Source organism: Synergistota bacterium (assembly GCA_021159885.1).
Classification (GTDB): Bacteria; Synergistota; GBS-1; order GBS-1; family GBS-1; genus AUK310.
The window spans coordinates 21,660-40,997 of record JAGHDO010000071.1 but is presented as its reverse complement, the minus strand read 5'-3'; the positions used below and the strand labels follow the sequence as shown (position 1 = coordinate 40,997).

Annotated in this window: 21 protein-coding genes; 20 read left to right on the top strand and 1 reads right to left on the bottom strand. The window is 42.8% G+C overall.

All coding sequences use genetic code 11. The features are described 5' to 3' along the window. Positions 1–21 precede the first annotated feature (21 nt). The 10 genes from J7M13_07210 (at position 22) to J7M13_07165 (ending at position 9,522) form a co-directional block, all read left to right on the top strand. The gene (locus J7M13_07210) at positions 22–1,143 is read left to right on the top strand and encodes an ABC transporter substrate-binding protein (protein MCD6363764.1); all 1,122 of its coding nucleotides are present in this window, start codon (positions 22–24) and stop codon (positions 1,141–1,143) included. 131 nt (positions 1,144–1,274) lie between these two features. Continuing rightward, complete coding sequence (locus tag J7M13_07205) at positions 1,275–2,168, top strand: branched-chain amino acid ABC transporter permease (GenBank protein MCD6363763.1); 894 nt, start codon at positions 1,275–1,277, stop codon at positions 2,166–2,168. A 15-nt stretch (positions 2,169–2,183) separates the two neighbouring features. Continuing rightward, positions 2,184–3,275, top strand: coding sequence for a branched-chain amino acid ABC transporter permease (locus J7M13_07200; GenBank protein ID MCD6363762.1), 1,092 nt, complete (start codon positions 2,184–2,186; stop codon positions 3,273–3,275). Positions 3,276–3,285: 10 nt separating this feature from the next. Further along, positions 3,286–4,023 (top strand): ABC transporter ATP-binding protein, encoded by a 738-nt coding sequence (locus J7M13_07195; protein MCD6363761.1) that lies wholly within the window; start codon positions 3,286–3,288, stop codon positions 4,021–4,023. Further along, positions 4,023–4,727 carry an ABC transporter ATP-binding protein gene (locus tag J7M13_07190; GenBank protein MCD6363760.1) on the top strand — a complete coding sequence of 235 codons (705 nt, stop codon included), beginning with the start codon at positions 4,023–4,025 and terminating at the stop codon, positions 4,725–4,727. Before J7M13_07195 ends, J7M13_07190 begins: the two co-directional genes overlap by 1 nt. Further along, entirely contained in the window at positions 4,690–5,607 is a 918-nt protein-coding gene (locus tag J7M13_07185; protein ID MCD6363759.1) for a hypothetical protein, read from the top strand. The genes J7M13_07190 and J7M13_07185 overlap by 38 nt, the downstream gene beginning before the upstream one ends. Before the next feature lie 6 nt (positions 5,608–5,613). Continuing rightward, on the top strand, positions 5,614–5,949 hold the full coding sequence (locus J7M13_07180; GenBank protein ID MCD6363758.1) for an STAS domain-containing protein: 336 nt from the start codon (positions 5,614–5,616) through the stop codon (positions 5,947–5,949). A gap of 9 nt (positions 5,950–5,958) precedes the next feature. Continuing rightward, the gene (locus tag J7M13_07175) at positions 5,959–6,345 is read left to right on the top strand and encodes a response regulator (protein MCD6363757.1); all 387 of its coding nucleotides are present in this window, start codon (positions 5,959–5,961) and stop codon (positions 6,343–6,345) included. Then, positions 6,329–8,314, top strand: a complete 1,986-nt coding sequence (locus J7M13_07170) for a SpoIIE family protein phosphatase (protein ID MCD6363756.1) — start codon at positions 6,329–6,331, stop codon at positions 8,312–8,314. The genes J7M13_07175 and J7M13_07170 overlap by 17 nt, the downstream gene beginning before the upstream one ends. Continuing rightward, complete coding sequence (locus J7M13_07165) at positions 8,308–9,522, top strand: arginine deiminase (protein ID MCD6363755.1); 1,215 nt, start codon at positions 8,308–8,310, stop codon at positions 9,520–9,522. The genes J7M13_07170 and J7M13_07165 overlap by 7 nt, the downstream gene beginning before the upstream one ends. Positions 9,523–9,540: 18 nt before the next feature. Here the strand turns inward: J7M13_07165 and J7M13_07160 are convergent, their stop codons facing one another. After that, a complete protein-coding gene (locus tag J7M13_07160) occupies positions 9,541–10,746 on the bottom strand; it encodes an acetate kinase (protein MCD6363754.1) in 1,206 nt (401 codons plus the stop codon). 238 nt (positions 10,747–10,984) lie between these two features. Between J7M13_07160 and J7M13_07155 the strand changes: the two genes are divergently transcribed. The 10 genes from J7M13_07155 to J7M13_07110 are packed head-to-tail and all read left to right on the top strand — an operon-like array spanning position 10,985 to position 19,316. Further along, the gene (locus J7M13_07155; GenBank protein ID MCD6363753.1) at positions 10,985–12,730 is read left to right on the top strand and encodes a carbon starvation protein A; all 1,746 of its coding nucleotides are present in this window, start codon (positions 10,985–10,987) and stop codon (positions 12,728–12,730) included. Further along, on the top strand, positions 12,727–12,999 hold the full coding sequence (locus tag J7M13_07150; GenBank protein ID MCD6363752.1) for a hypothetical protein: 273 nt from the start codon (positions 12,727–12,729) through the stop codon (positions 12,997–12,999). The genes J7M13_07155 and J7M13_07150 overlap by 4 nt, the downstream gene beginning before the upstream one ends. After that, positions 12,996–13,901 carry an ArsA family ATPase gene (locus tag J7M13_07145; protein MCD6363751.1) on the top strand — a complete coding sequence of 302 codons (906 nt, stop codon included), beginning with the start codon at positions 12,996–12,998 and terminating at the stop codon, positions 13,899–13,901. The genes J7M13_07150 and J7M13_07145 overlap by 4 nt, the downstream gene beginning before the upstream one ends. Next, positions 13,889–14,518: a hypothetical protein gene (locus tag J7M13_07140; GenBank protein MCD6363750.1), complete on the top strand. Its 630-nt coding sequence runs from the start codon at positions 13,889–13,891 to the stop codon at positions 14,516–14,518. The genes J7M13_07145 and J7M13_07140 overlap by 13 nt, the downstream gene beginning before the upstream one ends. Before the next feature lie 54 nt (positions 14,519–14,572). After that, the gene (locus J7M13_07135; protein ID MCD6363749.1) at positions 14,573–14,896 is read left to right on the top strand and encodes a hypothetical protein; all 324 of its coding nucleotides are present in this window, start codon (positions 14,573–14,575) and stop codon (positions 14,894–14,896) included. Next, positions 14,886–16,895, top strand: coding sequence for a hypothetical protein (locus J7M13_07130; protein MCD6363748.1), 2,010 nt, complete (start codon positions 14,886–14,888; stop codon positions 16,893–16,895). Before J7M13_07135 ends, J7M13_07130 begins: the two co-directional genes overlap by 11 nt. A 15-nt stretch (positions 16,896–16,910) precedes the next feature. Beyond that, positions 16,911–17,384, top strand: coding sequence for a V-type ATP synthase subunit K (locus J7M13_07125; protein ID MCD6363747.1), 474 nt, complete (start codon positions 16,911–16,913; stop codon positions 17,382–17,384). Between the two features lie 13 nt (positions 17,385–17,397). Continuing rightward, entirely contained in the window at positions 17,398–18,009 is a 612-nt protein-coding gene (locus tag J7M13_07120) for a hypothetical protein (GenBank protein MCD6363746.1), read from the top strand. Next, positions 17,993–19,006 carry a V-type ATPase subunit gene (locus J7M13_07115; protein MCD6363745.1) on the top strand — a complete coding sequence of 338 codons (1,014 nt, stop codon included), beginning with the start codon at positions 17,993–17,995 and terminating at the stop codon, positions 19,004–19,006. Before J7M13_07120 ends, J7M13_07115 begins: the two co-directional genes overlap by 17 nt. Beyond that, the gene (locus J7M13_07110) at positions 18,993–19,316 is read left to right on the top strand and encodes a V-type ATP synthase subunit F (GenBank protein MCD6363744.1); all 324 of its coding nucleotides are present in this window, start codon (positions 18,993–18,995) and stop codon (positions 19,314–19,316) included. The genes J7M13_07115 and J7M13_07110 overlap by 14 nt, the downstream gene beginning before the upstream one ends. The last annotated feature ends 22 nt before the right edge of the window (positions 19,317–19,338 follow it).

Genomic DNA, 19,338 nt, shown 5'->3' with positions numbered 1-19,338 from the left:
TCAATTAAAGGAGGGATGTTTATGAAGCGTCTGCTGGTAGTTTTAACGGGGGTTGCCTTAATCCTCGGTCTTTTTTCTGCAGCGTGGGCAGCTGATGAGGTCAGAATTGGTGTATATCTTCCGATGACCGGTCCGGTAGCTGCCTTTGGTCAGATGAGCTGGAATGGTCTCCAGGTAGCTCATGAAATGTATCCCACCGTCTTGGGCAAGCAGGTCAAGCTCTTCCTCGTTGATAATAAGGGAGATAAGGTAGAGGGAGCGAACGCTGTTGAGAGGCTTATTAAGTATAATAAGGTCTGTGCTATTATAGGTGCCGTTTGTAGCTCCGTTTCATTAGCAGGAGGACCTGTTGCTGAGAAGTATCGCGTTCCCATGGTGTCTCCTGCTTCGACGAATCCGCTTGTGACACAGGGTAAGAAGTATGTCTTCCGTGTTTGCTTTATCGATCCATTCCAGGGTAAGATAGCGGCTAAGTTCGCTTACAACAATCTTAAGGCGCGTAAGGCTGCAATAGTCATGGATGTTCAGCAGGACTACTGCGTTGGTTTGGCCAAGTTCTTCGAAGAGTCGTTTAAGAAGCTTGGTGGGAAGATAGTTGCTAAGGTTATGTACAGGACCGGTGATCAGGACTTTACCGCACAGGTTACCGCTGTTAAGGCTAAAAAACCAGATGTCATTTACATTCCTGGGTATTATCCTGAAATTGCCCTCTTCTCTAAGCAGGCTCGTGAGCTTGGCGTTAAATCTTATATCCTCTCAGGAGACGGTGCTTATGCTCCGGAGCTTATTAAGATAGGTGGTAAGGCTGTGGAAGGCATCTACTTCACGAATCATTACGATGAGGGCGGTGTTTCCACCAAGCTCGGTAAGGAATTCGTTAAGGCTTATCATAAGAAGTTCAATAAGAATACTGACTCTCTTGGAGCTCTCGCAGCAGATGCCTATTTCGTTGTAATTCACGCTATTAAGAAGGCTAAGAGCACGGATCCTGAGAAGATAAGGGATGCTCTTGAAAGTATAAAGAGCTTTGCGGGAGTTACCGGCGTGTTTAAGTTCGATAAGAATCACAATGCCATTAAGGCAGCGGTTATTCAGACTGTGAAGAATGGTAAGTTTGTATATGTGACTACTGTTAATCCTTAAGGAGAAGAGGGAGACTTAGAGGTGGGATGGTTGCATAGAATTGGCTATTGTTAATCTTCTTCCGGTGGCTTCTCTTGCAGGAGAAGCCACCGGAAAATTATTGACTTTCTGCCGAAGGAGGCGGATTAAAGTTGGATCTAACTGATTTTCTTCAACAGTTAGCTAATGGAATATCCTTAGGTAGTTTATATGCGTTGGTTGCAATAGGTTATACGATGGTTTATGGAATTATAAGGCTAATAAACTTTGCCCATGGCGATATTATGATGATGGGGTGCTACTTTGCTTACTTCGGTATACTCATGTTTCATCTTCCTTGGGAGATTTCATGGATAATAGCCGTTGCGCTAACGGCTCTCCTCGGAGTTCTAACTTACGTTGGAGCGTACAGACCCTTGAGAAGAGCTCCAAGAATTTCTGCTCTAATAACTGCCATAGGTGTTTCTTTCTTCCTGGAGAGTATAGCTCTTGTGGTATATGGAGGCCGCCCTAAGGCGTTTCCACGTCCTCACATATTTGATATAGGGATGAACATAAGGGGCATTTATCTGGTTTCCTTTACCATATGGATTCCGATAATAGCAGGCATACTTCTCGTTGGCTTAATATATCTAATTTATAAAACTAAGGTAGGAATGGCTATGAGAGCCGTCGCAACGGACCTCGAGACGACGAGCCTAATGGGCGTAAACGTTGATAAAGTGATATCAATTACCTTTGCCGTTGGATCTGCTCTGGCTGCTGCAGGAGGAATAATGTGGGCTGTAAAATTCCCCCAAATCAACCCTTATATGGGAATAATGCCGGGTTTAAAGGCCTTTATAGCTGCGGTTTTCGGGGGAATAGGAAACGTCTTCGGTGCTATGTTGGGAGGCTTTATACTTGGAATGGCGGAGATTCTTATAGTTGCTTTCATGCCTCAGATAGCTGGATATAGAGACGCGATTGCCTTTTCTCTTTTAATAATCATACTTCTTTTTAAGCCAACCGGGCTTCTTGGAGAATCCATGAAGGAAAAGGTGTGATGGGGGATGACTGCGATGGAGAGAGAGCTCATACTTCAAAAGAGAAAGCGGTTGAGGATAATATTAAACGTTGCTTTTTTAACCCTTTTCTTTATATTTCTCTCAAAGGCGGATGATTTTCTGGATCCATATTTTATAAGGATTCTAAATGTTTCTGCTGTCTATATGACGATGGCGATGGCTTATAACCTTGTAAACGGTACCTTAGGGCAGTTTATGTTAGGTCCTAATGCTTTTATAGCTTTGGGGGCATATACAGTTGCCCTGCTTACCATGCCGGTTCAGAAAAAGGCACTTGCTTTCATAATTCAGCCGCTGATATGGCCTCTTAATTCCATCTGTCTGCCATTTTTGCCTTCGCTTATTCTGGCTGGTATAATAGGAGCGGTAGCTGCTTATCTTCTTGGGATTCCTTCATTTAAGCTAAGAGGAGATTATCTTGCCATAGTTACCTTAGGTTTTGGAGAGATAATGGTGGTTCTTGCGAGCAATCTAATATCTGTAACGAATGGGGCTCTGGGGCTGAAGGATATACCAGGCTATGTTAATCTCTATTGGACGTGGGGGTGGGCTTTCTTTACATACTTTTTCATGAGGTGGCTTAGGACATCAAGCTATGGAAGGGCTTTTGAAGCTATAAGAGAGGATGAGATAGCAGCTGAAGCTGTGGGAATAGACATAAAGAAGCACAAGCTTCTTGCTCTAACCCTGGCGGGTTTCTTCCTGGGAGTAGGTGGGGGTCTTCTTGCCTCGCTTCTCGGAACCATAGATCCCAAGCTGTTTTCTTTCTTCTTTACATTTAACCTTCTTATAATAATAGTTCTCGGAGGATTGGGAAGCTTTACGGGATCTGCAATTGCAGCTTTTATCTTCGTTCTTCTCTCAGAGATGCTACGCTCGGTGGAAAGCCCGATGGATATAGGACCCGTCCATATTCCTGGAATACCGGGTATGAGAATGGTCGTTTTTTCTCTGTTGCTCATATTCATAATGCTTTACTGGCAAAGGGGGCTAATGGGAAGGAAAGAGCTTTCATGGGACTTTATAATCAATAAGATATACCCTCTTAAGGGGGTGAAAGACGTTGGAAGCGCTACTGAAGCTTGAGGGCGTAACGATGGACTTTGGAGGATTAAGAGCCGTAAATGATTTTAACATAGAAATTAGAAAAGGGGAGCTTGTTGGTCTTATAGGTCCCAATGGAGCAGGTAAGACTACGGTTTTCAACATGATAACCGGAGTGTATGTTCCCACAGTTGGTAAAATATATTTTGACGGGGAAGATATAACTGGTAAATCGACCAATTACATAATAACAAGAGGCATAGCGAGAACTTTTCAGAATATAAGGCTTTTTAAAGAGCTAACCGTTTTGGATAACGTTATGGCGTCGTTTCACTATCAGCTCAAATCTAACATTTTTAAAGCGGTTTTTAGAAGCCCCAACTATAAGAAAGAGGAAAAAAAGATGGTTGAAGAGGCAAGGGAACTTCTCTCGAAGCTCGGACTTTTAGAGTACGAGGACTTTATAGCTGGTGGGCTTCCCTACGGTCAGCAGAGAAGACTTGAGATAGCAAGAGCGCTTGCAACTCATCCCAAGCTGCTTCTGCTGGATGAGCCCGCTGCGGGAATGAATCCTCAGGAAACGCAGGACCTTATGGATTTTATAAGGATGATACGTGATGATTTTGGCTTAACCGTTTTCCTCATAGAGCACGATATGAAGGTTGTCATGGGAATATGTGAGAGGATCAGGGTTTTAGATCATGGAATAAGTATTGCGGAAGGTCCCCCGGAGGCCATACAAAAGAACCCAAAAGTAATAGAGGCTTACTTAGGGGAGGCTGAGGAGTAATGCTTAAGGTTGAAAATCTGCACGTTTATTATGGGGGAATTCATGCTCTTAAAGGAATAAGCTTTGAGGTTCCTCATGGGAAGATAGTTACGCTTATAGGTGCAAATGGTGCTGGCAAGACGACGACTTTAAGGGCTATCTGTGGGCTTGTAGATGCTGAGGGTTCTATACAGTTTGATGGAAAAGAGATTCTTGGCAAGTCTACTCATGAGATAGTCCAAATGGGTGTGGCAATGGTTCCCGAAGGAAGAAGAGTCTTTCCTAATCTTACGGTTATGGAGAACCTGAAAATGGGAGCGTATGCCAGAACCGATGAAGAGGGAATAGAAAGGGACCTTCAGTGGGTTTTTGAGCTCTTTCCGAGACTCAGAGAGAGGATATGGCAGAAAGCGGGAACTCTCTCGGGGGGAGAACAACAAATGCTCGCTCTTGGAAGAGCTCTCATGGGTAAACCACGTCTTCTTATGATGGATGAACCTTCGCTTGGCTTGGCTCCTCTACTTGTAAAGGAAGTCTTCGAGGTTATAAAACAGATAAATGATGAAGGTAGAACCATACTTCTTATAGAGCAAAACGCCCGTGCTGCCCTGAAGATAGCTCATTATGGATACGTTCTCGAAACGGGAAGAATAGTTATGGAGGGACTTGGTATAGATTTGCTGAATGATGATAGAGTACGGAAAGCGTATCTTGGAGAGTCTTAAGAAAGATATCGATTTTGAAGAGCCTTTCTTCCTGAGAAACCTTGTTGTTTATCCCATAAAGGTACCGGATAGTCTTGAGGAAAATTTACCTATCGCGCTTGAGGAAGGGAGATTCTCTATTAAAGAGCTTGATCCTCCTCGCGTTGATACTGTTATCTTTGAGAATTTTTCTAATACCCCTATCTTTCTCTTGGACGGAGAGGAGCTATTAGGCGCATATCAGAATAGAGTATCTAATACCTCGGTTTGGCTTGAACCCGGCAGATCTTATAGATTACCGGTTTCCTGCGTTGAGGAAGGAAGATGGCGGGGAGGAAATTCCTTTATCCCGGGAGGAACTATGCTCAATCCCTCATTGCGTAGTTTACTATGTAGTGGGGTTAATAGATCGCTTCAGGAAAACAAGGGATATAGGTCTGATCAGCGCTCGCTCTGGAATTCGATAAGGGATGCCCTATCAAGCCTTCGGATTTCATCGAGAACTTCTTCTTTTCATGATGCGTACGATAACCTTAAGGATGAGATAGAGCGTTATGCAAGCGAGGCGGAGGGCTTGAAGGAGAAATTTTCTGGCTTTATAATAGAAACGCCAGCTCTCATAGCTATCGATCTTTTCGGGAGTAGTAAGATCCTTTCGAGAATGCTAAGGAAGTTAATAAAGAGTTATCTCATGGAGGGGCTCCTTACACGGGGGAGTTCCTCCGTTTCGCTCAAGAGGGTAAGGAGGTTTATTTCCTCGCTTACTTTTTCGAGGGTGAGGAGCTATCCCTCGATAGGGTGTGGGGTGGAACTGAGGTTTGGCGATGGGGTTAAACTTTTGGGAAAAGTCTTATTGCTTGAAGACAAGTTGGTACATCTTTCCCTTTTTAAAGTGAGGTGAGAAATGATGGGAGTGAGCCTTGAGAGAAAAGGCGTGATATCTGTAATAAGGGTTGATGGGGAGGTTTCCGTGGAAACGGCGGGCGACCTTCGCGATATTATGCTGAGGGAGATAAATGAAGGAAGAGTGAAAATTATCGTTGATCTAAGCGGGACCACCTACATAGATTCAACGGGCTTGGGAATCCTTATATCTGGGTTAAGGAAGGTTGGAAAGGAGGGGGGAGATCTTAAGATCTTGGGTCCTCTTTCGCCGCAGGTTAAGAGGATTTTCGAACTGACGAGGCTAAACAGAGTATTTGAATTCTTTGATGATGAGCAAGAGGCACTTAGTTCGTTTTAGTTTATAGCCATGGCTACGATTCTCGTCGTTGACGATTCCCCGCTTTTAAGGAGATTAGTAAATCATATTCTATCGAAAAGGGGATATAGGGTCCTGGAGGCTTCTAATGGAAAAGAGGCTTTCTATCTATTAAAGAAGGAGAAACCCGATCTTATATTGTTGGATATAATGATGCCTGAAATGGATGGTCCCTCATTTATGAGAGAGTTTAGGAGATATGATGAGTATAAGAATATACCTGTTCTTGTTTTAACAGCGGTAGGGGAGAGGTCAATGATCGATGAGATGAAGAGCTTGGGTGTCGTGGATTTTCTATTCAAACCATTTAGTCCTGTAAAGCTTGAAACAATTGTTAAAAGGCTTCTTAAGGGGTTGAAAGATGCGGGGGGAGAGTGAGGAAGAGCTTTACCTTGCGCTTGATGAACTGGCAAATCTTTATGAGGAGGTTAATCTCTTTTACGACTTCGCTCAAAAGCTTCCTCACCTCTTTACTTCCTCAAGGGAGGAAGCTTGTTATGAGCTTAGAAATCTCTTTTTTTCTCTCTACCCTGATGTGGATTACGTTTTCTCCTGTTGTTCTGAAAACGGGGATATAGTGTTAAGAGATACAATAGGTGATATCGAGTTTACTCTCACGGACAGCGTTAAAGAGTATCTTAAGGAGGCTCTTGAGGTTAGAGATGTGGTTATATTCAACGACTGTAATGAAGAGAGAGTTCCTTGGAAGCATTTCATAGTTATACCTGTTTATCATGTGGACAAAGTCTATGGTGTCATAATCCTCGGAAGAAAAGAGAACAAACCCTTTATGGCGCACGATGCGAGGATCCTAAATGCTCTCGCTCTCATGACAGGTGCTGTTTTAAAAGGACAGGATCTTCTTAAGGAGCGCAGAGAGAGGGAAAAGCTGGAACTTGAAATAAGAGTTGCTTCAGATATTCAACGAGCGATATTACCTTCCTCGCTTCCCAAGGAGGGACGCTTTCGGTTAAGTGCGTGGTTTGAACCTGCGAGGATTGTTGGAGGAGATTATTATGATATTTTTCCTATGAGTGATGGTTCTATCATAGGTGTTATAGCTGATGTTTCCGGTAAGGGAGTTCCTGCAGCTTTCCTGACTGCGATGCTTAAAGGGGCTATATCGGCTCTCGTTAGGGTTGTTTCTTCCCCTGGACAGCTACTTGCTAAGCTGAATGAGATGATGTGCTTATTTGAGGAGCTTGGCAGATTCGTAACGATGGCAATCTTTGCCCTTCTTCCGGATGGCAGGGGTAAGATAGCGGTTGGAGGGCATTTGCCTCCCATACTTTTGAAAAAGACTGGAATAGTCGAGGTAAAGACGGGTGGACCTCCTCTTGGAGTTTTGTCAAGTCTACTTGAGTATCCTGAAGAAGAAGTCTTTTTAGAAGATGGAGAGTGTGTTCTCCTTTACACAGATGGGCTTATCGAAGCATTATCTCCCGAGGGGGAATTCTTTGGAGAGGAGCGTTTAAAAAACCTGCTTAAAGAGCTGATTTCTGTGGAAGGAAAGCTCGATATTACCTTTATATCTGAAATCATTAAGGAAAGGGTTAAGAAATTTATGGAAGGAAAAGCTCCTCGGGACGATATAACGCTATTTATAGTCGGTTTAAGCAAGCTTGATACAAGGAGAAATATTGACGTTTACGAGACTGTTATTCCAAGCAGTATAGAGAATATAAGGACGTCTATAGCACCGATACTCACTAAGGCTGATGAACTTGGTTTTTCCGCAGAGGATATTTATGATTTAAAACTCGCTCTTAATGAGGCTATATTAAATGCTATATTTCATGGTAATTCAGGAAGGATTGATAAAAAGGTTTTTATAAAAGCTCTTTGGGATTACGATAAGGGAATGCTTGAGATTAGCGTTAGGGATGAAGGCGAAGGATTCAATTTTCAGGAAATTGCAAGGGATGAAACTTCTCTGCGTGAGGGAGGCAGAGGGATCTCTATAATGAGGGCGGTCATGGATGATCTTTACTTCATTCCTCCGGGTAATGAAGTGGTTCTCGTTAAGAAATTTCGAAAAGAGGAGGTGAGCATAGAGAAAGATCTCGTTGAATATCATCCACGCGGAAAGCTAAATCACGCAAAAGCAGTTCTAATAAAATGCAAGGTTGAGGAAATTCTCCACAGGTATAGACCTAAGCGGTTGCGTATAGATATGTCTGGAATAAACTTTATAGATGTTAAGGGAATTCAAGCACTGATGGAGCTCAAGAGAGAAGCTGAGAGGAGGAGAATCGAAATATCATTTGTGAGGTGGCAGGACGAGGTTAAAAGAGTTTTAAAGACCATGGGATTGGAAGATTTACTGGATGGTGATAAAGAATGCTGAGGGTTTTTTCCGAGATAGGAACCTTAGAAGCGGTTATGCTTCACAGGCCTGGTAAGGAGCTTGAGAGACTCACAGTTGAGAATATGGATATTCTTCTATTCGATGATATTCCTTGGCTTAAGAGAGCCCAACAGGAGCATGATCGTTTTGCGGAGCTTTTGAGAAAGGAAGGAGTAGAGGTTTACTATATAGAGGATCTGCTTAAGGATATATTGCATGATGAAGAGACAAGGAGATCACTTATAACGGATGTTGTAAGATTAGAGCTCTTTAATCCAAGAACGTCTAATTATCTTGCATCCTATTTAATGGAGCTTCCTTCGGAGAGACTTGTGGACGTCCTGATCGGCGGTATTTACAAGAGAGAGGTACAGCTTTCAGAGCTTGGATTATCGGCACTTATGAGATCTGACAACGACTTTTATATAAGGCCTCTCCCAAATCTTTATTTTATGAGGGATCCTGCTGCTATTGTTGGCAATGGCGTTATCATAAGCTCGATGAAGCATCCTGCCAGGAGCAGAGAGCCTCTTTATCTTAAGTATGTTTTTGAGAATCATCCTCTTTTTAGGAGAGATCCGATTAACTTTTGGTTCGGGAAAGATAAAGATGATGTGTTTCCTTATACCGTGGAAGGAGGAGATATTCTCGTTCTTTCGAGCGATACGGTCGCTATAGGTTGTAGCGAAAGGACACTTCCTGCAACAGTTGAGAGGGTCTCAAGAAGGCTGTTTAAGTATGGAGGGTTTAAAAAGGTTTTAGCGATAGAGATTCCTAAGAGGAGAGCTTTTATGCACTTGGATACCGTATTCACTATGGTAGATTGGGGTGTATTTGTAGTTTACCCGTTTACGCTTGATAGGATGAGAGTTTTCGAGCTAACCCTGAATAAGGATGGAGATATAACGATAACCATGAAAGAGGATCTTATTTCTTCAATTGAGGAGGCTCTTGGCTTAGGTGAATCGGAGATTATATATACCGGTGGGGGAGACACGGTGATAGCTGGTAGAGAACAGTGGAACGATGGGACTAACACCTTTGCATTAGCTCCCGGTGTGGTTATAACCTATGCCAGGAATGAGAAGACAAATGAGGAGCTTCGCAAAGCAGGAATCAGAGTGCTTGAGATAGAAGGTGCGGAGCTCGTTAGGGGAAGAGGGGGTCCCAGATGTATGACCTTGCCATTAAGGCGGAGGGATATTTAACCCCCCGCCTTAACCCTTTTATTGCCCTTCCCTTTCAACTATTCTCTTTGTATCTCTCGCTATGACAAGCTCCTCATTGGTTGGTATAACCATCACCTTTACCTTGGAATCATCAGCTGATATTATGGCTTCCTTGCCCCTGACCTTGTTCTTTTCAAGATCTAACTTTATTCCAAGAAACTCTAATCCTCTGCATACTCTCTCTCTCACTACATTGCTGTTTTCTCCAATTCCAGCTGTGAATACTACGACATCTAATCCCCCCATGGCTGCAGCATATGCTCCAATATATTTTTTAATTCCATAGGCAAATATATCTAACGCTAAATCCGCTCGGCGATTTCCTCTCTTAGCTGCCTCTTCAACGTCTCTTAAATCATTGCTGATTCCCGATACTCCGAGAAAGCCACTCTTCTTGTAAAGTATTTCCTGCATTTTAGCCGTTGAGAGGTCGTCTTTCTCCATGAGAAAAAGCACTATAGCGGGATCTAAGTCCCCACATCTCGTTCCCATTATCACACCGGCAACCGTTCCAAAGCCCAAGGAGGTGTCTATGGATCTACCTTTGTCTACCGCGGCTATGCTTGAGCCATTGCCGAGATGGCAGGTTACTATCCTAAGTTCTTCTATGCTCTTGCTGAGTATCTCTGCTGCTCTATTGGCAACATAATAATGAGAGGTTCCGTGAAAACCGTATCTTCTGACTCGATATCTCTCATAATATTCATAAGGAATTCCATAAATATAGGCGTGAGGAGGCATTGTCTGGTGAAAAGCGGTGTCAAAAACGCCCACTTGTGGGACACTAGGTAAAAGCTTTTGCATGGCTTTTATTCCCAAAAGATTTGGAGGATTGTGTAATGGAGCCAAAGGGATGCACTCTTCTACCGCTTTTATAACCTCATCGGTTATTAATACAGATGATGCGAACTTCTCCCCTCCATGAACTATTCTGTGGCCAACCGCGCTAATTTCCTTGAGGTCCTTTATCACGCCATGTGTGGGATGAACCAGCGCATCCAGAACTAGCTTTAAGCCGACTTCATGATCTGGTATATCTTGCTCTATCACCACCTTTTCCCTATTTTGTGGATAATGATTAAGACGAGAGTTCGCTATGCCTATTCTTTCGACGAGCCCCTTTGCTATAACCTCCTCCGTTGTCATGTCAAAGAGCTGGTATTTAATGGAGGAGCTACCAGAGTTGATAACGAGTACCTTCATTTGAGATTCCCTCCTCTTGCCCTATTTTTATAAGGATTTTACCCCTTTTGGTAGAGTGGGTCAACAGCATGAGTCATATAGTTATATTATGCTTCAATTCCGCATTCTATGTAAAGAAAGCTTTGCTTTGGAATAAGATTTTTCCTCACAGTGTTTGATTATAGAAGTTTGTGCTATAATATCTCTAATAAGAGGGAAATTTTTCTGTTTTAGGAGGTGAAGTAAGGTGTCAACTCTCATGATTCTTACTGCAGCTGCCATATACATTGTGGCGTTCTTCACTTATGGTAAAGGACTTGAGAGGAACGTTGTTAAGGCTGATCCTAATAGGAAAACGCCCGCTTTGGCGATGCAAGATGGCGTTGATTACTTTCCCGCTCATCCATTTGTGCTCTACGGCCATCACTTTGCATCAATAGCCGGTGCTGGTCCTATAGTGGGTCCTGCGCTTGCCATGGCATGGGGATGGCTTCCATCTCTCTTATGGATTTGGTTTGGAAACATCTTTATTGCAAGTGTTCACGACTACTTAGCTTTAATGGCGTCTGTAAGATATGAAGGAAAATCGATACAATATGTGTCAGGTAAGGTTATGAGTAAGAGAACCTCTTATTCGTTTGAGCTATTCATTTACTTTGCCCTTCTCCTTGTTATAGCTGCTTTCATGGCTGTTTTAACGGGAATTTTTGTGAGTACTCCTTCGGTTGCAACTGCTTCCATAGGCTTTATAGTAGCAGCCCTGATTACCGGGTTTATAATTTATAGGACTAATCTCGGGATGAAAGTTGGAACTATAGTCGGGCTACTTCTCGTTTTAATTTCACTCTGGATTGGATTTAAGCTTCCTATAAAGTTATCTCCCCATACTTGGTATATTCTTGAATTTCTCTATATAGTGATCGCAGCTTCGCTTCCAGTTTGGATTCTTCTTCAACCCCGTGATTATTTAAATGCCTATATACTTTGGGCGGGGTTGGCTTTAGGAGGATTGGCGTTTATAATAGTTGCTAAGGGATTTACTTTGCCTGCATTTTCAGCCTTTACGGCTAACATAGTTGGCGGAAAGCCATCTCCCTTCTGGCCAGTGGTTCCTCTGGTTATAGCATGTGGTGCTTTATCTGGTTTTCACTCCATAGTTGGTTCGGGGACCACATCTAAACAACTTGATAATGAGCTTAGTGGTCTCATGGTTGGATATGGTTCCATGTTTACCGAGGGGTTCCTCTCAACCATAGTTGTTACTGCGATAGCGGTTTATGCGTTTTCTCTTCTCGATGGAGCTTCTCAGAAGCTTGCTAAGATGGGAGTAAATCTCGATATGCTGAAAGCAGGCGGAACTTACTTTGCTCAAAACTATTTGAAGGCTACTAACGCCATAGGTGGAAAGTTAGGGCCTTTCGTTGGCGGGTATGCAAAAGGGCTGCAAGATGCTTTTGGCATACCATTCTCCGTTGGAAAAACGTTTGCGGGGCTCTGGGTTTCTGCGTTTATTTTGACTACTCTTGATACATCAAACCGTCTGGCGCGTTTTGCATGGACTGAGATATTTGAGCCTCTGCGTGAAAAATCACCTGGCTTTTACAGCGTTATAGCCAATAGATGGGTTGGCTCGCTTATAGCAGCTAGTTTGGGAATGTGGCTTGCTTGGGGTGGAGCCCTTACCCTTTTGTGGCCCGCTTTTTCGGGAGCCAACCAGCTCCTTGCATCTATAGCTTTGATGACTGCTGGTGTTTGGGCGGTTAACGTTCAGAGAGTAAGTTCTGGCTATAAGATGGCGGTTTTGATTCCCGCTATCTTTCTCTGGATTACCGTAACTTCAGGCTTATTCTGGTTCCTATTTGTGGTAGTGCCTTCGAAAGCTGGTGTACTTAAATACTCTATTGGCGGAATGACAGTTGTGATGCTTATACTTAATTTCATCCTGATCTACGATTTCTTCAAGGCTTTGAAGAAAGGGCCTGAGCTTATGGAGCCAACTGCATGAACATTCTATCGAAGCTAAGGGGTATATTCAAGGGATTCTCTGAGGGGTTTAAGGAAAATGCAATAGGGCTTATAGAGCTTGAGTGTGCAGAATATGAGAATGTCTTTGCTCTCTTAATAGTGGGGGGACTTGTGGGTATTCCAAGTCCCCCCACAAGCTTGACTTTAAGACTTCTACCGCTTCTTGATAGAGAGATAGAGATGATGACATCTGGTACATTAAAACTTGATGATGCATTTGGCAGAATAGCAGGGTATTTTGAGGTATGAGAATTAAGTTTTTCGTTGGAAAGGGAGGAGTGGGAAAAACAAGCGTTGCAGCTTCATACGGTGCCTTTTTATCCTCTCAAGGGTATAGAACTCTTATCGTTTCTCTTGATCCTGCTCATAATCTTGGAGACATACTAAACATAAAACTTTCAGATAAAGTTGTCCGTGTAAGCGAGAATCTTTATGCAAGAGAGGTTGATATAGAGAGAGAAATCTCTCGCTATTTGGATAGAATAGCCCAAAGCCTGCGGATGACGTATAAATACCTCTCCGTCTTGAACATGGAAGGATATTTCAAGGTTCTTAGATATTCTCCTGGTATGGAAGAGCAGGCAACGCTTGAGGCCATAAAAAGGCATATATTTTCCCATGATTATGATTTCGTTCTCTTTGATACCGCTCCTACAGGCCATACGCTAAGGGTTTTGAGCTTACCCTCTGTCTCGCTACTCTGGATAGATGAGCTTATGAAGCTAAGAAGCGCGATACTTGATAGGAGGGGGATGATAAGAAGGGTAAGAGGAGAAATTGATAAAGGTCTTCCTGCATCAGCGGAAGAAGATGACGTGATGAAGGAGCTTGGGAAGATGAAGGAGGAGTACGAGGCTCTAAGGAATAAATTAAAAGGTGAGGAAACGGGATATATAACGGTGTTGAATGCAGAGGAAGTTCCTTTGCTTGAAACTGAAAGATTAATAGCGTTTTTGAGAAACTTTAATATGAAGGTGGAAAGAATAGTAGTTAATAAATATATGCCGGAAAGGTTGCCCAAGCAGTCTGAAGTTATGGAGTTTATTAAAGAAAGATTTGCTGATCATGAGATTAAGGTCATACCTTATATGGATCGGAGCCCGAGAGGAATAAATGCTCTTAGGGAGGTATACGCTTCTTGTCTAAGATAGTCTTTTTAATCTTTATCCTCTCCGCTATAATGACTTTGCAGTTTTTTAAGGGGAGAAAGATAAATCTTCTTTTGATGAAAAACTATCTTGGCGAGATAGAGGCTCCTCTCAAGATCAGAGATAAGGAGTACACGTGGATAGGAGGATATGTTGGTTTTAAAGCGGGTTATAAGATTCAAAACCCGCTTTTTTCTTTTTTTGAGGTCTCCCTTATTCTTGCTCCTCGCCAGAGCTTAATTTATTTGCCGCTATCTTTGCTTTTGTTTCGTGGTGATAGGGCATTCTTTCTTCTAACGCCAAGAGGCAAGAGAATTTCAAGAGAGCTTCATCTCATAAGAGATGAAGCTTTTCTCTTTAAGCCCAAGATTAGAAGGAAAAAGGAACTTTTTGAGAAAAGGGCATCAATTTGCGGAGTTAACTTTAGAATACTATATGAGGACGAGAAGGCAGTGGAGGATATCCTAAAGTTGTTTAAGAGATATAAGGGAAATATCAAGATAATAAAGCATTTAGCGTTGGTTCCCTCGACTAACAGGGTTTATCTTCATCTTAAGCCGATGGTTGGGGAGCTAAAAAGGTTTTTGACTTTTCTCATAGAGAAAATGGAACTATATTGAGGATTGACATGGTTTTTTTCAGTGGTTAGAATACGGAAAGTGGGGGTGATTATCGTGGAGGAGAACATCGTTGAGGAAATAAAGAAAGTCGAAGCAGAGGCGGAGGAGATAATAAAGGAAGCTAAGATGAAGGCACGAGCTCTTATTGAGGGAGCGAATACGGAAGCAGCGAGGATATTTTCTGAGGGGAGAAAGGAGGCCATAAGGATAAGAAGAAGAGCCATTCAGGAGGGCAGGGAGGAAGGAGAAAAGCTCTTTGCGCAGATAGTTTCCGAGGGTGAAAGACAAGCTAAGGAGTTTGAAGAGGAGCAGAGAGCGAAGGTAGAAGAGATTTCTAAAATTTTGGTAGAAGAGGTGCTTAAAGAATATGCCGGTTAGTGAAATGCTAAAGCTTCGGGTTATATCGCATAAGTCCGTTAAAGATGAACTTATCGAATCCTTGCAAAGGTTAGGGGTTGTAGAATTTATAGATCTACCATCTGCGCTTGGAGATAAGATTCAAAAGCTTGGACTTTCCGTTGGAGCAGAGGGGAGAGCTTACGCAGAAATGGAATCATTCTTAAACGATCTCAGGCTTGCTATAGAATATCTTGAGAGTATAAATGAAAGCAAAAAGGGTTTGATGGACTCATTGTTTGCTGGCAAGTTCCATCTTTCACGGGAGGAGCTTGAAAGCAGGGTAAAAAAGCTAAATTACAGAGAAATCGTTGAGGATATAAGGAAAAGAGAGAGAAGGTCCATCGAAATAAGGAATAAAAGAGCGCAGCTTGTTTCCGAGAGGGAACTCCTTAGATCTTGGGAGTCCCTGGGCGTTCCGCTGGAGTTCTTTGAGGTGGGAACGCTAAGAACGCTGGGTATAATTGGTTCTCTCAAGAATGAGGAGTTTCAAAGCTTTAGCAGAGATATAAAGGAGAAACTTTCATTGTGGGAGATAATTTTTTTGCCATCTCCTCCTGAGGAAAAAGCTTTTGCGCTGATCTATCTCCGGGAGGAGAGTGAAATCCTCCAGGAGATTCTTAGAAACTATAATTTTAACGCTTTTACCGTTCCGAAGCGGAAGGGAACTCCGAGAGAAGCTATAGCGGATATAGAGAAAGAGCTGGAAAAGCTCGATTCGGAAGAGAAAGAAAACCTAAATAAACTTAAGGGGTATCTATTGTATCTCGACGAGTTAAAGCTCGTTTATGACTACCTTTCGATAGCTTTAACTAAGCAGAAGGCGGATTCAAACTTCTTAGTTACCTCTAAGGTTTTTATGTTTGAAGGCTGGCTTAGGAAGAGCGATGAAGAAAGAGTGAGGAAGCTTCTTGGGGAATACAAAGGCGTGGTCGCTTACAGCTTTGAGGAGCCGTCTCCTGAGGATAACGTCCCGGTGGTAGTTGAAAATCATCCTATTATTAGACCTTTTGAGGTCCTGACTGCCCTTTATGGGCTTCCGATTTACGGAAAAGATATAGATCCCACTCCATTTTTCGCACCGTTTTTCTTCGTTTTCTTTGGTCTCTGTCTCACAGATGCAGGATATGGGCTTGTTATAGCCATATTAGTGAGCATGGTTTTAGCTCGATATCGGGATAGGATTCCCCTGGGTGCGAAGAAGTTCTTCCTTCTTCTTCTCTTGGGAGGCATCTCCACAATTATCTTTGGTGGAATGGAAGCCGCGTGGTTCGGTGATCTCTTTCATAAGATATCGTGGCTTAATAGCTTGGGGAAGCTATTAAGCAAGGCTAAGCTCCTTGATCCCATGGAGAATCCTATGCTGGTTTTGGGAATATCGCTGGCGCTTGGGATAGTTCACATTTTTGTTGGTCTTATACTTAAAGCTTACGTTAACATAAGGCAGGGGAATCTGAGAGATGCTATCTTTGATCAGTTCGGCTGGTTGTGGTTCTTATCATCCCTGCTGCTATTGGGAGCCTTTAAAGTGGGTAAGGTCCCACAGTCTTGGGGAAACTTCGTGTACGCGATGGTAGGAGGTAGTGCGCTTCTTCTCGTGGCTACCCAAGGGAGGGAGGAGAAAAATATCATAAAGCGCATTTTAAAAGGGGTATTTAGTCTATATGATGTGATGGGTTATTTAAGCGATGTACTCTCATATAGTAGATTGTTGGCTCTGGGGTTAGGAACTGCCGTTATTGCTATGATAGTTAATATGCTTGCTATGATGGTGATTAACGTCCCATTTGTGGGGGTCATAATAGCCGTGGTAATTTTGATAATAGGTCATATCTTAAGCATATTGGTGAATTCCTTGGGTGCTTTTGTTCACTCAACGCGTTTACAATACGTGGAGTTTTTCAGTAAGTTTTATACTGGTGGAGGTAAGGCGTTTGAGCCGTTCTCTATAAACACGAAATTTACCAGGATAGCAGATTAAAAGGAGGTATGGGGTATGGAATTAAGTACTGCTATAGCTATAAGTGGAGCTGCCTTGGCTGCGGGCTTGGCTGGATCAGGATCGGCGGTAGGTGTCGGCATAGCAGGTGAGGCGGGTGCCGGAGTTCTCACAGAGGATCCAAAGAAGTTTGGACTGGTTTTGCTGCTCCAGGCGTTGCCGGGCACGCAGGGTATATATGGTCTTCTCGCCGGCTTCCTTATAATGAACAAAATTGGTCTCCTTGGAGGACACCTTGTTAGCCTTACCATTGAGCAAGGGCTTGCTATAGCTTTTGCCGCTTTGCCAGTAGCAATCGTTGGGCTTATATCTGGAATAGCGCAGGGGAAAACATCCGCTGCGTGTATTCAACTAATAGCGAAGAGACCGGAAGAGGCAGGTAAGGCGGTTATTCTCCCCGCTATGGTTGAGACATACGCGGTACTTGGGCTTCTCATGACTGTGCTCCTTTTAAACGGTATAAAGTTATAAGGAGGCATATAGCATGTCTCTGGAAGATATAAAGTCAAAGATTATCGGAGACGCCAGAAAAGAGGCTGAGAGGATACTTAAGGAAGCGGAGGAAAGGCGAGAGAAGATTCTGAAAAAAGCCAGGGATGAGATTGATAAACTTATTGAGGAAGCCAAATCTGAAACGGAAGAGCTAAAAAGACGGGAGATCGAAAGAAGGCGCGTGGTAGCTGAGCTTGAAAACAAGAAGCAGATGCTCGCTGCTAAGAGAAGGCTCCTTGACGAGGTTTTTGAGGAAGCGCGAAAACAGATAGAAAATCTTTCGCGTAGGGATTATCTCGGGTTTTTCGAGAAACTTTTGGATCGTGCAGTTGAGGCTAAAAGCGAGAAAGTCATACTCGGAAAAGAGGAGAAGCTAATAGATGCAAAATTTATCGAGAGTTTGAATAAGAAAAAGGGCTGGAATCTGCGTCTCTCCAGGGGAAGAGGGGACTTTAAGAGGGGATTGATACTAAGCAGAGGAGATGTGGATGTTAATCTTTCGCTTGAGGCTATCTTTAGGGATATACGAGAGAAGTGGGAAGATAGGGTCGTAGAAAAGCTCTTTCCTGAGGAGGTTAGAGAGGAAAGTGGAAAGGAACTTTAAGTATGTCTATGCTGCAGCGCGCGTTAGATACCTAGAAAACGAGCTTTTACCGATTTCTTTCTTTCATAGACTTATAGATGCTGAAACGATAAAAGATATAAGGAAGCTATTGGGAGAAACGGTTTATGGCTTAAGAGAAGCGGAGGATTTTGATATTCTTTGGGAGGATGAACTTCGAAGAGTATCAAGCATTCTACGGGAGGTGCTTCCTGGTAATAGGTTAAAGAAGTTTTTCCTTTATTCATACGATTTATTCAATCTTAAGGTTTTGTTTAAAAATAGGGTTTTGGCAAAGCGAGGTGGCAGGAAAAACTGGGATGTTCTTGTAGATATGGGAACTGTTCCTTTAGACAGGCTCATATCTATAATAGAAAATGAACAATATGTTTATCTTCCGTTTTACAGAAGGGATGGGGTATATATACTTTCAGAGCTCTTAGAAAGCATGGAAAAGGCCGAGCTTGATACAAGATTTATAGATATAACATTGGACAAGTTATACTTTCACTTTATGCTTGAGGAAGCGAGAGAGCTCGAAGAGCCTTTCTTGAAGGAATATATGAAAACGCTCATAGATTTGACTAATATAATGACGTTCTTCAGGGTAAAGCTTGCAGAGCAACCAAAGAGCTTCCTCGCTGATGTCTTGATCCCGGATGGCATGCTGGATGAGGACAAACTTGTTGAAAGCTATCAAGATAGCTCAGATGTCCTTGTAAAAAATACGGCTTATTCTCCCTATGGTAAATTAATTGAGGAGATGGCGAATGTTTACGAGGAAAGCAAAAACCTTGCACTACTTGAAAGATTGGTCGATAACTACCTTATAGATTATGCTAAAAGGTGTAAGTTCATTATGTTTGGGATTCAGCCGATAGTTGGTTTTATGATAGCCAAGGAGATGGAAGTCAAGAATCTGAGGATTGTTATAACCGGTAAGCATGCTGGAGTACCGGGGAACATTTTAAGGGAGAGGTTGAGAGATGCGTACGTTTAGAGTTGGAATGATAGGAGACTACGACTCAGCTATAGGTTTTAAGGCAGTTGGGATAGATACCTTTGTGGTTAAGGATTTGAGAGAAGCAAGAAGCGTTCTAAATGATCTTGTTAGGAAGGGGTATGGGATTGTTTTTATAACCGAAGAGATAGCATCCTTAATAGAGCCCGTTGTGGATAGCGTTAACAGGGAGACAAGTTGCTCGGTGCTGGTAATTCCGAGCGTAAAGGGCTCTACTGGATTTGCCAGGGATAAAATAAGAAAAAACGTGGAGAGGGCAGTGGGTATAGATATATTTAAATCATCATAACCCAATGTAAAAGGAGAGGTTG

Coding starts and splice junctions, on each gene's coding strand:
- J7M13_07210 (MCD6363764.1), top strand. CDS start 22: ATGAAGCGTCTGCTGGTAGTTTTAACGGGGGTTGCCTTAATCCTCGGT.
- J7M13_07200 (MCD6363762.1), top strand. CDS start 2,184: ATGGAGAGAGAGCTCATACTTCAAAAGAGAAAGCGGTTGAGGATAATA.
- J7M13_07195 (MCD6363761.1), top strand. CDS start 3,286: ATGGACTTTGGAGGATTAAGAGCCGTAAATGATTTTAACATAGAAATT.
- J7M13_07190 (MCD6363760.1), top strand. CDS start 4,023: ATGCTTAAGGTTGAAAATCTGCACGTTTATTATGGGGGAATTCATGCT.
- J7M13_07185 (MCD6363759.1), top strand. CDS start 4,690: ATGATAGAGTACGGAAAGCGTATCTTGGAGAGTCTTAAGAAAGATATC.
- J7M13_07180 (MCD6363758.1), top strand. CDS start 5,614: ATGGGAGTGAGCCTTGAGAGAAAAGGCGTGATATCTGTAATAAGGGTT.
- J7M13_07175 (MCD6363757.1), top strand. CDS start 5,959: ATGGCTACGATTCTCGTCGTTGACGATTCCCCGCTTTTAAGGAGATTA.
- J7M13_07170 (MCD6363756.1), top strand. CDS start 6,329: ATGCGGGGGGAGAGTGAGGAAGAGCTTTACCTTGCGCTTGATGAACTG.
- J7M13_07165 (MCD6363755.1), top strand. CDS start 8,308: ATGCTGAGGGTTTTTTCCGAGATAGGAACCTTAGAAGCGGTTATGCTT.
- J7M13_07160 (MCD6363754.1), bottom strand. CDS start 10,746: ATGAAGGTACTCGTTATCAACTCTGGTAGCTCCTCCATTAAATACCAG.
- J7M13_07155 (MCD6363753.1), top strand. CDS start 10,985: ATGATTCTTACTGCAGCTGCCATATACATTGTGGCGTTCTTCACTTAT.
- J7M13_07150 (MCD6363752.1), top strand. CDS start 12,727: ATGAACATTCTATCGAAGCTAAGGGGTATATTCAAGGGATTCTCTGAG.
- J7M13_07145 (MCD6363751.1), top strand. CDS start 12,996: ATGAGAATTAAGTTTTTCGTTGGAAAGGGAGGAGTGGGAAAAACAAGC.
- J7M13_07130 (MCD6363748.1), top strand. CDS start 14,886: ATGCCGGTTAGTGAAATGCTAAAGCTTCGGGTTATATCGCATAAGTCC.
- J7M13_07125 (MCD6363747.1), top strand. CDS start 16,911: ATGGAATTAAGTACTGCTATAGCTATAAGTGGAGCTGCCTTGGCTGCG.
- J7M13_07120 (MCD6363746.1), top strand. CDS start 17,398: ATGTCTCTGGAAGATATAAAGTCAAAGATTATCGGAGACGCCAGAAAA.
- J7M13_07110 (MCD6363744.1), top strand. CDS start 18,993: ATGCGTACGTTTAGAGTTGGAATGATAGGAGACTACGACTCAGCTATA.